Source organism: Bradyrhizobium sp. IC4060 (assembly GCF_020193715.1).
GTDB lineage: Bacteria > Pseudomonadota > Alphaproteobacteria > Rhizobiales > Xanthobacteraceae > Bradyrhizobium > Bradyrhizobium yuanmingense.
In genome coordinates this window covers 148,920-165,316 of sequence record NZ_JADYVJ010000013.1, presented here as the reverse complement: position 1 = coordinate 165,316, position 16,397 = coordinate 148,920, and the positions used below count along the sequence as shown (strand labels likewise).

Here is a 16,397-nt window from a genome sequence, read left to right as displayed (position 1 = left end):
CCAAGGGACAAGTATCCTGGGCGCTGGCAGCCGAAGGCTTGCCCGCCGAAATCATCAAGTCTGGTCCAGAGAGACGCATGGCGCGGGGACGGCGGCGCGTAATGCCATTCCCGGCGCATATCCCTCCCGCTAAAGTGATTAAATTGACAAACGAGAGCTTATTTAATTTGTGGCCGCTTCCGTAGGGCCGCGGTAAATTAGAACGATTAAAATTATTAAACAAGAAATTTGTTTATTGCGGCGGCGCTTCGCGGTTCAAGAAGTGAGCCGCCGCTAGCGGTAGGATCTTCTCGGAAAGGGCGGATCATGTGCAGACCTACGACAGCCGCTTTGGCGACCGGCTTGGTCTTGGCGCTTGCCAATTTCTTGCCGAGTGCGGCTCAAGCGCAAGTCGATTCCACCGGGCCCGCCGTCGCCAGCTCGTCTTCCAAACCGATCGGGAAGGTGGCGACGGCCACAGGCTCCGTCACGATCGAACATGCGGGCGCAGTGATCGTTCAAGCGAATGTCTCAAGTGAGCCCGGCCAGGCCAAGAGGGGTGATCCCGTATATCTTGGTGACGTGGTGCTGACCGGAGACGACGGCCGGGTCGGAATAAATCTTAGCGACGGCAGCTCGTTCAATTTATCGAGCAACGCCCGTATGGTGCTGGATCACTATGTGTATGAGCCGGCCGGCAAGTCCAACGCGACCCTGTTCAGTCTTGCCAAGGGAACGTTCACTTTTGTTGCGGGCAATGTTGCGAAGACCGGCGATATGAAGGTCGATACGCCCGTTGCCACGTTGGGGATCCGAGGTACGACGCCGCACATCGAGATTTCTGATGACGGGTCAGCCAAATTTTCGACGCTGATCGAAGAGGGCAAAAGCAAGGTCCTGAAGAAGCCGCCGGCCGGCGCGGCGCCGGAGCCCGATCGAAGCGCCAATCGCAGGCTCATTATCTGTCGGGGATGCTGAGAAGTTTGCTCGGCCGAAGCCGCCGTGATGCCGGCGCAGCGTCCGGCCCGGCAGAGAGACGCAACATGAGTGCTTCGTTTCGCTCGCGGAGTTCGGCGCTTGGTGTGAAAATCGCACGGGCCAGTGTCATCAGGGCAGGGATGCTCATTCTGATCGTTGGACTCTCCGGTTCGTCAGGCTTGGCGCAGACGTCGAAGAAGAGCAGCTCACTCAAGAATATCGAGCTATGTAACGGGTCAGATCGGGTCTCGCCCGAAGCTCGCATCGAGGCCTGCACGGCCTTTATCGATGCGGGCGAGGGGAGCACAAATGGCTTTGCCGTCGCCCACAACAACAGGGGCAATGCCCATAGCGCCAAAGCCGACTACGAAGGCGCGATCAAGGATTTCGTCGCAGCGACCCGGCATAACCCGAATTATGCGAAGGCCTTCAACAACCTCGGAGTGGCCTATCTGAGGACGGGCTCGCACGACCTTGCCCTTGGCGCTTTTCAGGAGGCGCTGAAGCTCAACCCCAACTATGCCACTGCCTTTGCCAACCGTGCGGCAGCGTTCTTGAAGAGGAATGCGTACGACCGTGCAGCGCAGGACTATGACGAAGCAATTCGCCTTGACCCGAAGCTGGAGGCGGCCTGGAGCGGACGCTGTTGGGCCCGGGCCATCCTCGGCGCCTTGCAGGCTGCGATGGAGGATTGCGAGATGGTGCTTCGATCGGGAGCGGGTAACGCCGCGACATACGATTCGCGAGCCCTGATAAATCTGAAAATGGGACAACTCTCCGCGGCTATCGACGACTACAACGCGGCGCTGCGGTACGCCCCCAAGCTGGCGAGCGCGCTGTACGGTCGCGGGGTCGCCAGATTCAAGCTCGGCGACACAGACGGCGGCAATAGCGATATCTCGGCGGCCAGAAGGATCGAGGCCCGAATCGCCGAAGATTTTGTCCGCTATGGGGTGCCGCAAAGGGACTGACAGGCCGCGACATCGTGCAGCCGTTAACAACTGCTTAACCGCCTGCGTCTCAAATTCAAACTCGCGGAACGGCCCCCGCTCCATCCGGCACGGCATGCTGTTCCCGCAAATCAAGACATAGCATTAACAAGTCCTTAATTGGCGAGACCTACAGTCGACGGCACGGGCCGGCGCCAGTGCCGGCATGCCCGCCGAACCGGAAGAAATGCCGCCAATGGCGCGAGAGGCTGCCGCTGGATTTGTGTCGCGAGCCCGCGCATCGGCGCGGGGCTTGTCGCGTCACGCCCGCGCCGCGGCCTTGCTGGCGGCCTGTCTCCTGCTTGGCCTTGCGGCGCCCGGCCGGGCGGCCGATCCGATCAGGGGCGAGGCGACGTTTTCAGCCGGTGGCGGCTTTGCCCGTCTCGTCATCAAGCTCGGCGAGGACGTTCCCTCCGAGGTGACGACCGCGGGCTCGATCCTCGTCATCCGCTTCGACCGGCCCGTCGATGTTCCCGTCGAGCGCATTCCGGAAGGCGCGCCCGATTACGTCAATTCCGCCCGCCGCGACCCTGACGGCGGCGCCATCCGCCTGTCGCTGGCGCGGCGCGTCACCGTCAACACCATGAACGCCGGCGAGCGCACCTTCATCGACCTGCTGCCCGAGGGTTGGAAGGGGCCGCCGCCGAGCCTGCCCATGGACGTGGTCAAGGAGCTTGCCGAGCGGGCACGCGCGGCCGAGCGTGCGCTGCGCGCCCAGCGTGCCGCCGCGGAGTCCAGGAAGCGTCCGCCGATCCGCGTGCGCGCCTCGGTGCAGCCGACCTTCGTGCGCTTCGTGTTCGAGATGCCCGACGGGGTCGGCGTCTCCTCCGTGCTCAACGAGCAGAAGCTGACGCTCGTCTTCAACGCCAATCTCAATTTCGACCTGGCGGACGCGGTTCTCGCCGCGCCGCCGAACGTCGCCTCGATCAAGCAGAAGTCCGATATCGACCAGACCAATGTCGAGATCGCGCTGATCGGCGATGCCGACGTGCATTCGTTCCGCGACGAGAAGAACTACGTCGTCGACGTCTCCTTCCAGCCCGACAAGGGGAAGTTGGCGGCAACGCCCGAGGCGACGATCGCGCAGATGAAGCCGGTCGGTCGCGGGCCGGCGGCTGCCGCTGCCGCTGCACCTGCACCGGAAAAGCCCGCCGCCGAGAAGAAGGACGCCCATCGCGAGATCCCACCGCCGACCTCCGAGACGATCGCGCGCGAGGCCAGGATCGACATCAAGCCCGAGGTGAAGGTGGAAGCGCCCGCCGCGCTGCCGCCCGCCGAAGCGCCGAAACCGGCAGCCTCTCCCGCGGCCGAAGCGGCCCAACCGCCCAAGGAAGCTGCGAAGCCGGCGGCTGCGCCTGCGCCCGTCGAAGCGCCCAGGGAGGTCGCGAAGGAACCGGTCAAGGATGCCGCCAAGGATGCTGGCAAGGATGCTGCCAAGGCTGTGCCGGCGGAGGTGCCGGTCGCGCCCGCGATTGCCAGCGTCGATGCGCGCCGCGACAGTGACGGCTTGCGCGTGACGTTCCCGTTTCAGGTCGCAACGCCGGCGGCGGCGTTCCGCCGCGGCGACACCGTGTGGCTGGTGTTCGATACGCCGAAGCCCGTCGATATCGAGGCGATCCGCACCAAGGGCGGCGCGATGATCGGCGAGGTCGGCCGCGTCCCGCTCGACAAGGCGCAGGCGGTGCGCATCCGTCTCACCCGTCCCCTGGTCTATTCGTTGACGAGCGAGGAGGTCGGCAAGGAGACCAACTGGATGTTGACGCTCGCCGACAAGATCCAGGCGACGCCGCTGCCGCTGATGATGTCGCGCAACATCACCGATCCCGCGCTCGCCAATATCGCGATCCCCTTCGCCAATCCAGGCCAGCTGCACAAGCTCACCGATCCCGATGCCGGCGACACGCTCTATGTCGTCACCGCGCTGCGGCCGGTGCGCGGCTTCATCAAGCGGCAGGACCTCGTCGATCTCTCGCTGCTGGAATCCGCGCACGGCATCGCGATCCGGCCGAACTCCGACGAGATCGGCGTCGAGGTCGGCTCCGACAAGGTCATTCTTGGCAAGAAGGGCGGCTTGACCCTGTCGCCGGTCGACATCTCGGCCGAGCGGGCGCCGACCGCCGTGCGCCCGATCTTCAGTCCCGAAGGCTGGCGCAAGGGCCAGTCGGAAAACTTCATGGCGCGCCAGGGCGAACTGATGACGGCGATCTCGGCGGTCGAGCCGGCGCTGCGTTCGCTGCCGCGGCTCGATCTTGCGCAATTCTACATGTCGCGCGCCATGTATCACGAGGCCAAGGCCGTGACCGACGTGATGCTGAGCGATCCGCTCAACAAGGAGGAGAGCGGCGCGCTGATCATGCATGCGATCGCCAACATCCTGATCGGCCGGCCGGCGCAGGGCCTGAAGGATCTCGCCAATCCTGCGATCGGCAATAGCCACGATTCCCAGCTTTGGAAGGCGCTCGCCTATGCGCGCCAGGGCAAATGGGCCGATGCGCGCGAAAAGTTCAAGAACGTCGAATTCGCCATCGCCTCGCTGCCGCTCGACATCCAGCGCATCGTGACGATGGACGCGATGCGCGCATCCCTCGAGGTGAAGGACTATGCCGGCGCCTCCAAGCGCCGCAGCGAGCTCGAGGTGGTCGGTGTCCCGCCCGAGGCCGCGCCAGGCTTCGCCGTGCTGCGCGGCCGGCTCGCCGAGGCGCTCGGCCACGACAAGGATGCGCTCGACGATTACAAGCTCGCGGTCGCCTCGAATGACCGTCCGGCTGCGGCCGAGGCCAAGCAGCTCGAGATCGCGCTGCGTCAGAAGCGCGACGAGATCGGCAAGGACGAGGCGCTGCGCGAGCTCGAGACGCTGTCGATGACCTGGCGCGGCGATGCGATCGAGGTCAAGACGCTGCAGATGCTGTCGCGCCTCTATGCCGAGAACGGGCGCTACCGAGATGCGCTCACCGCCGCGCGCACCGCGACGCGGCTGCAGCCGAACGCCGAAGCCTCGCGTCAGGCGCAGGATCTCGCCTCCGAGCTGTTCACGCAGCTCTTCCTCGGGCCGAAGGGCGACGAGCTGCCGCCGGTCGAGGCGCTCGGGATGTTCTACGAGTTCCGCGAGCTGACGCCGATCGGCCGCCGCGGCGACGAGCTGATCCGCCGGCTCGCCGACCGTCTCGCCTCGATCGATCTGCTCGACCAGGCCGCCGAGCTCCTGCAATACCAGATCGATCATCGCCTCGAAGGCGCCGCGCGCGCCCAGGTCGCCGCGCGCCTCGCCATGATCTATCTCGCCAACCGCAAGCCCGACTTGGCCATCACCGCGCTTCGCGCGAGCCGCATCAGCGATCTCTCCGGCGAGCTCAGGCAGCAGCGCCTGCTGCTGGAGGCGCGTGCGCAGAGCGACGTCGGCCGTCACGATCTCGCGCTCGACATCGTCTCCAACGTCGCCGGGCGGGAAGTGCTCCGCCTGCGCTCCGACATCTTCTGGGCGGCGCGGCGCTGGCGCGAATCCGCCGAGCAGATCGAGCTCTATTACGGAGACCGCTTCCGCGACTTCAAGCCGCTCAATACGGTCGAGAAGAGCGACATCATCCGCGCCGCCGTCGGCTACGCCCTCGCCGACGACTCGATCGGCCTGTCGCGCTTCCGCGAGAAATACGCCCCGCTGATGAGCGAGAGCGCCGACCGTCTCGCCTTCGACATTGCGAGCAAGCCGGCCGCAGCCTCCAGCGCCGAATTCGCCGAGATCGCCAAGCTCGCTGCCAGCGTCGACACGCTCGACGGCTTCCTGCGCGAGATGAAGCAGCGCTTCCCCGACGCCACCGCCCGCGCGCCCGGCGCGCCGCAGGCCAAAGATACGAGCGACCACACCGGCTCGCTGCCCACGATCCCGGTCGTGCGGCAGATCAAGATGACGCGGTAGGACTGTCTCCGCGCGAAGCGCGGCCCGCGACCGCGCCACAAGCTCGTCATTGCGAGCGCAGCGAAGCAATCCAGACTCTTTCCGCGGCGGCAGTCTGGATTGCTTCGTCGCAAGGGCTCCTCGCAATGACGAGGAGGGAGCGGGGGCTGTCGCTGAGAGCGGAAAGGACGCAGCAGCGAACGAAGCCTTACCCCCCGTAACTCTGCACCAGGCTCCCCGCCACCAGCGACCAGCCGTCGACCAGCACGAAGAAGATCAGCTTGAACGGCAGCGAGATCGTCGCCGGCGGCAGCATCATCATGCCCATCGACATCAGCACGGAGGCGACGACGAGGTCGATGATCAGGAACGGCAGGAATAACAGGAAGCCGATCTCGAAGGCGCGCTTCAGCTCGGAGATCATGAAGGCGGGGACGAGAATGCGTAAGGCGAGATCGTCGGGCGTGGCCGGCGGCGGCTCGCCGGAGAGGTCCAGGAACAGCTTCAGGTCCTTTTCGCGCACGTTCTTCTGCATGAAGCCGCGCAGCGGCACGGAGGCGCGCTGGAACGCGTCCTCGACGCCGATCTGGTTGGCGACGAGCGGGCGGATGCCCTCGTCGTAGGATTTCTGCAGCACCGGGCCCATCACGAAGAAGGTGAGGAACATCGCGAGCGCGATGATCACCGAGTTCGGCGGGGCGGTCGCAGTGCCCATCGCGGTGCGCAGCAGCGACAGCACCACCACGATGCGGGTGAACGACGTCATCATGATCAGGATCGACGGGGCGATCGAGAGCACCGTGAGCAGCGCGATCAGCTGGATCGCGCGCTCGGTGACGCCGCCGCCACCGGCGCCGCCGCCGAGATTGATGCTGATGTCCTGGGCATGCGACGGCATTGCGAGCGAAGCCGCGCCGACCAGGACAGAAAGGAAAAGAACTCTACGCGGGAGGGCGGGCAACCTCACGAAGACGGCTTCGGACGGCCGAGCAGGGAGGCCATCTCGTCTTCGAGATTTTCAAAGCTGGTCTTTTCCGCAGCCGGCTTCGCCGGCGCAGCGGGCGGTGCCGGCGGCTCGCTGCGGGCGGCGCGCGCCGGAGCGGGCGGCGGCTCCGGCGCAACCGGAGGCGCGACCGTTTCCCCGGCCGGGCGGCGCAGGGCAGCCTCGAGCCGCTGCGCCATTTCGGCGAGATTCTGCTCGGCGCTCGAGGGCGCGGCAGCGGGTGCCGGCGGCGGAACGGGCGCAGCCTGCGGCACGGGCGGAGGAGGCGGTGGTGCCGCGGCGCGCTCGGCTCGCACCGGCGGCATCTTCATCGGCTCACTGCCGCGCGGCGGACGCGGCATCAGCGGCGGCTCGCCGCGGGCGATGCGCGGCGGTAGCGGCTCGGGCCGCGGTTCGCGCTCGGGACGTGGCGCGATCGGCTCCGGCGTAAAGCCGCCCAGAGCCGGCTCGCTGCGGCGTTCGGCCAGTGCAGGCGCAGGCCGACGCACTTCGTCGGCGAAGGATGGCCGCGCGGGCCGCGGCGGCGGCTCGGGCATTTGCGGCTCGGGATGATCGAGCAGCTCGGGCCGCGGCGCGTCGTCGGCCCAGCCGCCGGCATCGGGCAGGGGGGCAAGGCGCGGCGGTTCGGCGGCACTCGGACGTTGCGGAATCTGGTCGCGGCTGGGCGCGGCGCGAACGATGTTGGGCTCAACGACGATGTCGGTCGGGCCGCCGATCATCAGCAGATGCTCGACATTGTCGCGCCGGACCAGCACCAGGCGGCGCCGGCCGTCGACCGCGGCGGCGTCGATCACGGCGAGGCGGGGCATCCGGCCGCGCTGGGTGTTGGCGCCGATGCGGCTTCCGGCGAATCGGCGAACCAGCCATGCAGCGACGCCGATCAACGCCAGAACGACGATGAACGCGACGATGAAGGTGATAGGGCTGCCTTGCATACTTGTCCCCGACAAATGGCGCTTTTCTCGTGCCCATGGTCAGTCGAGCCGACCACCGGCGGACGATGCCCCAAACTGCGATTTCTTAACGTTCCACGGCAAGTTTTGCCGTCCCCAACTCTTAATAACCCATGAATCGCCCGATCCAAAACGACTTCTTGCCCTGTGCACGTCTCGCCAAACGGTTGGGTTAATGCCACTTTTCGCGCCGTCGAATCGCGGGGGCGCAAGAATCAGTTTCGGCTGGGGACATGCATCACGACCGGTCCTTAACCAGCTGTTAACCATACAGGCGGCAAATTCTGCCTAGCGGCGGTCCCTAGGGTCCGTCGGGGCGGAGGGAGCCGCGACGATGTCCATCAACGATATTCCGGAACTGTCGGTGCTTCGCACCAAGATGCAGTGGCATCAGGAGCGCCAGCGCGTCCTGTCCGAGAACGTCTCCAATTCCGACACGCCGAAATTCCGGCCGCGCGACCTGGTCGAGCCGAAGTTCGACAAGGCCGGCGCCGTCACGGGGTCCATGGGGCCCTTGGTCCTGACCCGGACCAGCGCCTCGCATTTGGCGCCGTCGGGGGCCCCTTCCGCCTTCGACCAGAACAAGAACGCGGGTTTCGAGACCCGCCCCGCCGGCAATGCCGTCAATCTCGAGGAGGAGATGATGAAGGCCGCCAGCAACCAGATGGACTACGCCGCGGTGACCTCGCTCTATTCGAAGAGCCTGCGCCTGCTCAAGACCGCGATCGGCAAAGGTTAGGCCCTAAAGGAGGCGGATCATGGCAAATGACAGCAGCGACTTCGCCCGCTCCATGGCAATCGCGACCTCGGGCCTGCGCGCGCAGGCCGGCCGCATGCGGGTGATCTCGGAGAACATCGCGAATGCGGACTCGACGGCGCAGACTGCCGGCGGCGATCCCTACCGGCGCAAGGTGCCGACCTTCTCATCCGCGCTCGACCGCACGCTCGACGCGCAGGTCGTCACCCTCGGCAGGATCAAGCCCGACCAGTCCGCCTTCCGCGTCAGATACGAGCCGAACAATCCGGCTGCGGATGCCAGCGGCAACGTCAAATATCCCAATGTGAACTCGGTGGTCGAGATGACCGACATGCGCGACGCGCAGCGGTCCTACGAGGCCAACCTCAACATCATCAGTGCGACGCGCCGGATGATCCAGCGCACGCTCGACATCCTCAAGAGCTGAACAGGACATTTGAGCCATGGCATCACCGACAATTGCCGCCAATGCTTACGCCAGCCTCGCCCGCGTGCTGGAGAACACCGGCGCCGGCAAAGGCAGCGAACCGAACGGGCAATCCTTCGCCGCGCTGCTGAAAGACGCCGTCGGCAGCGTCGTGGAATCCGGTCGCAAGTCCGACGCGCAGACGGTGGCGATGGCCTCCGGCAAGGCCAACGTGATGGACGTGGTCACGGCGGTCGCAGACACCGATGTCGCGGTGTCCACACTGGTCTCGGTCCGCGACCGCGTCATCGCGGCCTATGAAGACATCATGAAGATGCCGATCTGATTTGAAGCGAATGGCGAGTGGCGAATGGCGAGCTCTGGCCACCATTCGCTACTCGCCATTCGCTACTCGCTTCTCGCGCCTTCCTCTAACCCCATCGGAACCTCCAAATGACCGGACCCGAGACCCTCGACGTCGCGCGCGATGCGATCTGGACCATCGTGATCGTGTCGTCGCCGCTGATGGTGGTCGGCCTCGTAGTCGGCGTCATCGTGTCGCTGTTCCAGGCGCTGACGCAGATCCAGGAGCAGACGCTGATCTACGTGCCGAAGATCCTCGCCATCTTTGCCACGATGTTGTTGGCGCTGCCGTTCATGGCCGATTCGATGCACGCCCACATGCTGCGGATATCGTCGCGAATCATAGGCGGCTGAGGCACTATGCGTGAATTATGCGCATCGACGTCTCGCTGCTGCCGGCGCTCGCCGCTTCCTTCATGCTCGCCTTCGCCCGGGTCGGCGCGATGGTGATGCTGCTGCCCGGCCTCGGCGAGACCAACATCCCGACGCGGATCAAGCTGTCGATCGCGCTGCTGCTCACGCTGATCATCCTGCCGCTGCATCGCAACGCCTATCAGGTCGACATGGGCTCGCTGGCGCCGCTGCTGGTGCTGATGCTGCATGAGATCGCGATTGGCATCGTGCTCGGCGCGACCGCGCGCGTGACGTTGTCGGCGCTCCAGGTTGCGGGATCCGTGATCGCGCAGCAGATGGGGCTCGGCTTCGTCACCTCGGTCGATCCGACGCAGGGCCAGCAGGGCGTGCTGGTCGGCAACTTCCTGACCATGCTGGGCGTGACGCTGCTGTTTGCCACCGACAGCCATCATCTGGTGATCGCGGCGCTGAACGACAGCTACACGATCTTCTCGCCGGGCGAGACCGTGTCGAGCGGCGACGTCGCCTCGCTTGCGACGCGTGCCTTCGCCGCCGCGTTCCGTCTCGGCTTGCAGCTCTCCGGGCCGTTCCTGGTGTTCGGCCTCGTCTTCAATATCGGACTGGGCGTGCTGGCGCGGCTGATGCCGCAGATGCAGGTCTATTTCGTCGGCGTGCCGCTGTCGATCTTCGCGGGCTTCCTGGTGCTTGCCGTGGTGCTCACCGCGATGATGGGCACCTTTCTCGACTACTTCATCGGTGTCATGCACCAGATGATGCCGCTCAGGTGAGGGGGATCGATCGGTGGCCGAAGACAACGATCCCGAAAGTCAAACAGAAGACCCGACGCAAAAGCGCCTCGACGATGCGCTCGAACGCGGCGACGTCGCCAAGAGCCAGGAGATCAACACCTGGTTCATGATGGCGGGCGGCACGCTCGTCGTCTCCACCTTCTCGGGCTCGGTCGGCAGCGGGCTGCTGACGCCGATGCGCAACCTGCTTGCCAATTCCTGGATGATCAAGACCGACGGCAAGGCCCTGCTCGCGCTGATGGAGCAGATCGAGCTCGCCGTGCTTGCCGCGATCGGCGTGCCCCTGTTGATGCTGGTGCTGGCGGCCATCGCCGGCAACATGCTGCAGCACCGGCTGGTTTGGTCGGCCGAATCCCTGAAACCCAAGTTCAACAAGATTTCGCCGGGCGCCGGCTTCAAACGCATCTTCGGCAAACAGGCGGCGGCCAATTTTCTCAAGGGCATCGGCAAGCTGGTCGCCTTGGCCGTGGTCATGACCATGATCCTGTGGCCGGAGCGGCACCGCATGGAGGCGATGATCAGGCTCGATCCGGCCGCCATGCTCGGCGCCAGCACCAGCATGACCATCCAACTGCTCGGCGCGGTGGTCGCCGCGCTCGCGATCGTCGCCATCGCCGACTATTTCTTCCAGTACCGAAGCTGGTTCCAGCGGCAGAAGATGTCGCTCCAGGAGATCAAGGAAGAGTACAAGCAGTCCGAAGGCGACCCCCACATCAAAGGCAAGATCAGGCAGCTGCGGCAGCAGCGCGCCAAGAAACGCATGATGGCGGCGGTTCCCAAGGCCTCCGTGATCATCACCAACCCAACCCACTATTCGGTAGCGCTGTCCTACGAGCGCGGCATGACCGCGCCGATCTGCGTCGCCAAGGGCGTCGACAATCTCGCCTTCAAGATCCGGGAGATCGCGCGCGAGCACGACATCCCGATCGTGGAGAACGTGCCGCTGGCCCGCGCGCTCTACGCCACCGTGGACATCGACCAGGAGATCCCGACCGAGCACTACCATGCCGTTGCCGAAGTCATCGGCTACGTCATGCGCCTGAAGCGCGGATTCAGCGCCGGACGGGGATAAGATGCCCGAAACGTACCGGAAATGGCCGTAATCTGGGAATCAGCGTACCTTTTGCCGTTGCTGCCCTTGCACCTCAGGGTCCGATTCAGGCAGGGAGGACCCCACGCGCCCGGTGGCGCGTTGATTCTCTGCCGACAGGCTGCGCCAGCTCGAGAATGACCGCCGAGACCGACCACGACCTCACACGCGAGCCCGTTGCGGCGCACGAGCCGTCGCCGCGCTCGGGCAGCATTGCGCTGGTGCTGTTGGTGGCCGCCGGCCTCGTCGCCGTGGCCGTCGGGCTGATGACGCTCGGGCGCGCGCAGGCGCAGCCCTATATCCTCGGTATCCTCGCCGTGCTGGCGATGGTCGGCCTGTTCAACCTGTTCGCCTTCGCCGCCGGCATCATCCGCTTCGCCGACCGCAATCTCGACGATCCCGTCATCGGCCGCATCTCCGATCACGCCTTCGACGGCCTCGCGGTCACCGACGCGCGCGGACACGTGGTCTATTCCAATGCCGCCTATCTGACGCTGACCGGCGCCACCGGACCGCAGGACGTGCGCCCGGTCGAGCGCGTCTTCATCGGCAACCCCGACGTCTCGGAAGCCGTGTTCCGGCTGCTCAAGGCCGCGCGCGAGGGCAAGCGGCAGCAGGAAGAGGTGCGCATCTCCGGCCATGACGGCAATCAGGGTCGCTGGCTGCGCATGCGCGTGCGCCCGCTCGGCACCGGCAAGCGCGAGGCGAAATACGCGGTGTGGTCGATCGCCGACATCACGCGCGACCGCGAACGCCAGGAGGACGTGTTCCAGGAGCTCCAGCACGCGATCGAATATCTCGATCACGCCCCGTGCGGCTTCTTCTCGGTCAATCCGGCCGGCGAGCTCGCCTATGTCAACGCGACATTGGCGAACTGGCTCGACTACGACCTCGCCGAGATCGGCTCCGGCGGCCTGAAGCTTACCGATATCGTCTCCGGCGACGGCGCTTCGCTCTTGACCTCGATCGTGGCGGTGCCGGGCGAGGTGAAGACCGAGGTGTTCGACATCGACCTGCGCATGCGCACCGGCAAGACCATGCCGGTGCGGCTCTATCACAAGCTCGCCTTCGGCGCCGACGGCGCGCCGGGGCCCTCGCGCACGCTCGTGATCAGCCGCGCCCGCGACGAGCGCAGCGACCCTGATCGTGCCGCCGAAGTGCGCTTCATGCGCTTCTTCGACCACACGCCGATGGCGATCGCGACCGTCGATCGCGCCGGCAACGTGGTGCGCGCCAATGCGCGCTACGCCAAGCTCAGTCAGGCGCTGGGGCTCGACACCTCCTCCAAGTCGATCTTCCGCGCGGTCAATTCGCGCGACCGGCACCTCCTGATCGCGGCCATCAACCAGGCCGCCGAAGGCAAGGCCGATATCGCGCCGGTCGAGGTGGCGCTGGAAGGGGCCAAGGAACGCTGGGGCCAGTTCTTCGTGACGCCGGTCGATTCGGCCGAGACCGAGGCGGAAGCCGCCATCGTGCACATGCTCGAGACCACCGAGCGGCGCGCGCTGGAAAACCAGATCAACCAGTCGCAGAAGATGGAGACGGTCGGCCAGCTCGCCGGCGGCATCGCCCACGACTTCAACAACGTGCTGTCCGCCATCATGATGGCGAACGACTTCCTGCTGAACGCGCACAAGCCGACCGACCCGTCGTTCCAGGACATCATGCAGATCAAGCAGAACGCAACGCGCGCCGCCACCCTGGTGCGGCAGTTGCTGGCGTTCTCGCGGCGGCAGACGCTGCGGCCGCAGGTGCTCGATCTCGGGGACGCGCTGTCCGATCTCACCATGCTGCTGCGCCGGCTGATCGGCGAGAAGGTCAAGCTCGACCTCGTCCACGGCCGCGACCTCTGGCCGGTGAAGGTCGACGTCTCCCAGTTCGAGCAGGTTATCGTCAACCTCGCGGTGAACGCGCGCGACGCCATGCCTGATGGCGGCAAGCTGATCATCCGCACCGCCAACGTCACCGGTGACGATGCGGGCAAGCTCGCCTATAAGGGCATGCCGGCCGCGGATTATGTCCGCATCGAGGTCGCCGACACCGGCACCGGCATCCCCGCCGACATCCGCGACAAGATCTTCGAGCCGTTCTTCTCGACGAAAGAGGTCGGCAAGGGCACGGGCCTCGGGCTCTCCACCGTCTACGGCATCGTCAAGCAGACCGGCGGCTTCATCTACGTCGATTCCGAGCCGGGGCAGGGCACCTCGTTCCACATCTTCCTGCCGCGCCACATCGCCGAACCGGAGGTGCAGGTCGAGCAGCCCGCAGCCGCAATCGGCGCGACCAGCGGAGCCGCGAAGGAAGCCGCGCCCGCTGCGGCGGCAGAGGCGAAGCCGCGTACCGACCTCACCGGGCAGGGCACCATCCTGCTGGTCGAGGACGAGGAGGGCCTGCGCGCGCTCAATGCCCGCGGCCTGCGCTCGCGCGGCTACACCGTGGTCGAGGCCGAGAACGGCGTCGAGGCCATGGAGGTGCTGGACGAGCAAAGTGGCGCGATCGATCTCGTCGTCTCCGACGTCGTCATGCCGGAGATGGACGGCCCGTCGCTGTTGAAGGCCATGCGCGAGAAGAACCCCGACATCAAGTTCATCTTCGTCTCCGGCTATGCCGAGGATGCCTTCGAGAAGAGCCTGCCCGAAGGCCAGCAGTTCGACTTCCTGCCAAAGCCCTTCACGCTCAGCCAGCTGGTCGCGGCGGTGAAGGAGACGATGACGAAGCAGGGGTGAGACCTGCCGCTCTCCTCGCAATGACGGCTGGTGGGCCAGCTCGGCTCGCGGACCCGGGGAAAAGCGGAAATCGGGTCGTAAACCCGGCGGTAAGCATCCTCCAATGGTTCCCGTAAAACCCCTGTCATATATGGGCTTTTGCCACATCCCCGCGACTGAGGGCCGCAGCCGCAAGTTCCGAAACCGGCTTCACTTTTCGGGAAGTCTGACCATCTTAGGGGCACGTCCCCATGCCGGGGATTTGGGAAACGCACATGACTTTCTCGCTTCGCTCCCGGAAATTCTTCAACACGATCGCCGTCGTGCTGGCGCTTGCGCTGCCGACCGCGCTGACGATCTCGTCGGCCGACGCCCGCGCGGGTGGCGGCATGTCGTCCGGTTCGCGCGGTACGCGCTCCTATTCGGCGCCGCCGTCGACCACGACCGCACCCGGCTCGGCCTCGCAGTTCAACCGCACCTACACCCAGCCGGGCGCAGGCATGAACTCGGCCGCGACCGCGCCGGCGCGCGGCGGCCTGTTTGGCCGCGCCGGCGGCTTCATGGGCGGCCTTGCGGCCGGCTTCCTCGGCGCCGGCCTGCTCGGCATGCTGTTCGGTGGCGGCCTGTTCGGCGGCCTCGGCGGCCTGTCCTCGATCATCGGCCTGATCATCCAGATCGCGCTGGTGGTGCTCGTGGTCCGGCTGGCAATGTCCTGGTGGCAGCGCCGTCACACTCCGCGGGCGGCTTACGCCAATGCTGAGGCCGGCGCAGCGCCCGGACCGCAGACGAACTATCGCAGCGGCCTCGGTGGCGGCCTTGGTAGCGGACTCGGCGGCTTCGGCTTCGGCGCCAACAACGCGCCGCTCGAGATCAAGCCGGACGACTATGAGGCGTTCGAGCGCCTGCTCGGCGACGTCCAGGCCGCCTGGTCGAACGAGGACGTGGCCAAGCTGCACACGCTCGCGACGCCGGAAATGGTCTCCTATTTCGAGCAGGACCTCGCCCAGAACCGCGCCCGCAACGTGGTCAACAAGGTCGCGGACGTGAAGCTGTTGCAGGGCGACCTCGCGGAAGCCTGGCGCGAAGGCGAGACCGACTATGCCACGGTGGCGCTGCGCTTCGCGCTCACCGACAAGACGGTGGATCGCAACACCGGCGCAATCGTCGCCGGCAGCGAGCAGCCGGGCGAGGCGACCGAGATCTGGACCTTCGCCCGCCGGCCGGGCACAGGCTGGGAATTGTCAGCGATTCAGCAGACCAACTGATCGCGGACGAGATGAGGAATCAGGGCGTCGTGCTTCGGCACGGCGCCCTTTTCTTTTGGGCCTCTCGCAGCACGGCATCGGAATAAGCGGGGGCGCCTCGGGTTGAAGTCAGGCGGCGAACAAAAAAAACGTTGGGAGGACAGGATGATCCGTATCGAGAAATCCATGACGATTTCCGGTGTTGCGCTGGCTATTGTCTTGCTTGCTGCCCCATCGGCGCAAGCGCAGTCGGCCGACATGACCTTCTTCGTGACGTCGAACGGGCCCGGCAAGGGCGCCGATCTCGGCGGTCTCGAAGGAGCCGACGCGCAATGCCAGAAGCTTGCACAAGCGGCCGGCGCCGGCACAAAGACTTGGCGCGCCTATCTGTCGACGCAGGCCGCCGACGGCAAGCCGGCCGTCAACGCCAAGGATCGCATCGGCAAGGGGCCGTGGCAGAACGCCAAGGGCACGGTGATCGCCAAGGACGTCGCCGAGCTGCACGGCGCGACGAACAATCTCACCAAGCAGACCGCGCTCAGCGAAAAGGGTGAGGTCATCAATGGTGCCGGCGACCAGCCGAACCGGCACGACATCCTCACGGGATCGCAACCGGACGGCACCGCGTTCGCCGGGCCGGACGATCGCACCTGCAAGAACTGGACGTCGAGCACGCAAGGCGCCGCGATGGTCGGCCATTTCGATCGCCGGGGTCTGCGCGACGACGAACCCTCGAAATCCTGGAATAGCTCTCACCCCTCGCGCGGTCCCGACGGCGGCTGCTCGCAGGCCGATTTGAAGACCACCGGCGGCGACGGGCTGCTGTACTGCTTCGCGGCGAATTGAGGCGCTGAGTTCTCTCCACCGTCGCGGAG

General features: G+C 65.9%; 14 protein-coding genes. 12 read left to right on the top strand and 2 right to left on the bottom strand.

Going from position 1 to position 16,397, the window contains the following annotated elements:
• Nucleotides 1–342 precede the first annotated feature (342 nt).
• From I6F16_RS31450 to I6F16_RS31440, 3 genes are all read left to right on the top strand, one after another.
• Nucleotides 343–957, top strand: a complete 615-nt coding sequence (locus I6F16_RS31450) for a FecR family protein (RefSeq protein ID WP_225174279.1) — start codon at nt 343–345, stop codon at nt 955–957.
• A gap of 65 nt (nt 958–1,022) precedes the next feature.
• Entirely contained in the window at nt 1,023–1,928 is a 906-nt protein-coding gene (locus I6F16_RS31445) for a tetratricopeptide repeat protein (RefSeq protein ID WP_192893148.1), read from the top strand.
• A gap of 214 nt (nt 1,929–2,142) precedes the next feature.
• Nucleotides 2,143–5,859, top strand: a complete 3,717-nt coding sequence (locus I6F16_RS31440; RefSeq protein ID WP_225174278.1) for a tetratricopeptide repeat protein — start codon at nt 2,143–2,145, stop codon at nt 5,857–5,859.
• Nucleotides 5,860–6,046: 187 nt separating this feature from the next.
• Here the strand turns inward: I6F16_RS31440 and fliP are convergent, their stop codons facing one another.
• Together fliP and I6F16_RS31430 are read right to left on the bottom strand one after the other, a co-directional pair.
• The gene (gene fliP, locus I6F16_RS31435) at nt 6,047–6,805 is read right to left on the bottom strand and encodes a flagellar type III secretion system pore protein FliP (protein WP_036013079.1); all 759 of its coding nucleotides are present in this window, start codon (nt 6,803–6,805) and stop codon (nt 6,047–6,049) included.
• Entirely contained in the window at nt 6,802–7,776 is a 975-nt protein-coding gene (locus I6F16_RS31430; protein WP_225139735.1) for a flagellar biosynthetic protein FliO, read from the bottom strand. The genes fliP and I6F16_RS31430 overlap by 4 nt, the downstream gene beginning before the upstream one ends.
• 352 nt (nt 7,777–8,128) lie before the next feature.
• Between I6F16_RS31430 and flgB the strand changes: the two genes are divergently transcribed.
• The 9 genes from flgB to I6F16_RS31385 all read left to right on the top strand — a co-directional run bounded on the left by flgB (nt 8,129) and on the right by I6F16_RS31385 (nt 16,368).
• On the top strand, nt 8,129–8,533 hold the full coding sequence (gene flgB / locus I6F16_RS31425; RefSeq protein WP_036013075.1) for a flagellar basal body rod protein FlgB: 405 nt from the start codon (nt 8,129–8,131) through the stop codon (nt 8,531–8,533).
• 19 nt (nt 8,534–8,552) lie between these two features.
• The gene (gene flgC / locus I6F16_RS31420) at nt 8,553–8,978 is read left to right on the top strand and encodes a flagellar basal body rod protein FlgC (RefSeq protein WP_036013073.1); all 426 of its coding nucleotides are present in this window, start codon (nt 8,553–8,555) and stop codon (nt 8,976–8,978) included.
• A gap of 16 nt (nt 8,979–8,994) precedes the next feature.
• Nucleotides 8,995–9,303 carry a flagellar hook-basal body complex protein FliE gene (gene fliE / locus I6F16_RS31415; RefSeq protein ID WP_036043790.1) on the top strand — a complete coding sequence of 103 codons (309 nt, stop codon included), beginning with the start codon at nt 8,995–8,997 and terminating at the stop codon, nt 9,301–9,303.
• 107 nt (nt 9,304–9,410) lie between these two features.
• Nucleotides 9,411–9,674 carry a flagellar biosynthesis protein FliQ gene (fliQ, locus tag I6F16_RS31410; protein ID WP_025037372.1) on the top strand — a complete coding sequence of 88 codons (264 nt, stop codon included), beginning with the start codon at nt 9,411–9,413 and terminating at the stop codon, nt 9,672–9,674.
• Nucleotides 9,675–9,691: 17 nt separating this feature from the next.
• Nucleotides 9,692–10,462, top strand: coding sequence for a flagellar biosynthetic protein FliR (fliR, locus tag I6F16_RS31405; RefSeq protein WP_036027906.1), 771 nt, complete (start codon nt 9,692–9,694; stop codon nt 10,460–10,462).
• Nucleotides 10,463–10,475: 13 nt separating this feature from the next.
• On the top strand, nt 10,476–11,555 hold the full coding sequence (gene flhB / locus I6F16_RS31400) for a flagellar biosynthesis protein FlhB (RefSeq protein WP_225132769.1): 1,080 nt from the start codon (nt 10,476–10,478) through the stop codon (nt 11,553–11,555).
• Between the two features lie 155 nt (nt 11,556–11,710).
• Nucleotides 11,711–14,299 (top strand): PAS domain-containing protein, encoded by a 2,589-nt coding sequence (locus I6F16_RS31395; protein ID WP_225174277.1) that lies wholly within the window; start codon nt 11,711–11,713, stop codon nt 14,297–14,299.
• Between the two features lie 230 nt (nt 14,300–14,529).
• Nucleotides 14,530–15,543, top strand: coding sequence for a TIM44-like domain-containing protein (locus I6F16_RS31390; RefSeq protein ID WP_036013065.1), 1,014 nt, complete (start codon nt 14,530–14,532; stop codon nt 15,541–15,543).
• 144 nt (nt 15,544–15,687) lie between these two features.
• Complete coding sequence (locus I6F16_RS31385) at nt 15,688–16,368, top strand: lectin (protein WP_036013064.1); 681 nt, start codon at nt 15,688–15,690, stop codon at nt 16,366–16,368.
• The last annotated feature ends 29 nt before the right edge of the window (nt 16,369–16,397 follow it).

Excerpts from the sequence above, each read along its gene's own strand:
- I6F16_RS31430 (WP_225139735.1), bottom strand. The coding sequence starts at position 7,776 with ATGCAAGGCAGCCCTATCACCTTCATCGTCGCGTTCATCGTCGTTCTG.
- I6F16_RS31445 (WP_192893148.1), top strand. The coding sequence starts at position 1,023 with ATGAGTGCTTCGTTTCGCTCGCGGAGTTCGGCGCTTGGTGTGAAAATC.
- fliQ (WP_025037372.1), top strand. The coding sequence starts at position 9,411 with ATGACCGGACCCGAGACCCTCGACGTCGCGCGCGATGCGATCTGGACC.
- I6F16_RS31385 (WP_036013064.1), top strand. The coding sequence starts at position 15,688 with ATGATCCGTATCGAGAAATCCATGACGATTTCCGGTGTTGCGCTGGCT.
- I6F16_RS31390 (WP_036013065.1), top strand. The coding sequence starts at position 14,530 with ATGCCGGGGATTTGGGAAACGCACATGACTTTCTCGCTTCGCTCCCGG.
- I6F16_RS31440 (WP_225174278.1), top strand. The coding sequence starts at position 2,143 with ATGGCGCGAGAGGCTGCCGCTGGATTTGTGTCGCGAGCCCGCGCATCG.
- flgB (WP_036013075.1), top strand. The coding sequence starts at position 8,129 with ATGTCCATCAACGATATTCCGGAACTGTCGGTGCTTCGCACCAAGATG.
- flgC (WP_036013073.1), top strand. The coding sequence starts at position 8,553 with ATGGCAAATGACAGCAGCGACTTCGCCCGCTCCATGGCAATCGCGACC.
- I6F16_RS31395 (WP_225174277.1), top strand. The coding sequence starts at position 11,711 with ATGACCGCCGAGACCGACCACGACCTCACACGCGAGCCCGTTGCGGCG.
- fliR (WP_036027906.1), top strand. The coding sequence starts at position 9,692 with ATGCGCATCGACGTCTCGCTGCTGCCGGCGCTCGCCGCTTCCTTCATG.
- fliE (WP_036043790.1), top strand. The coding sequence starts at position 8,995 with ATGGCATCACCGACAATTGCCGCCAATGCTTACGCCAGCCTCGCCCGC.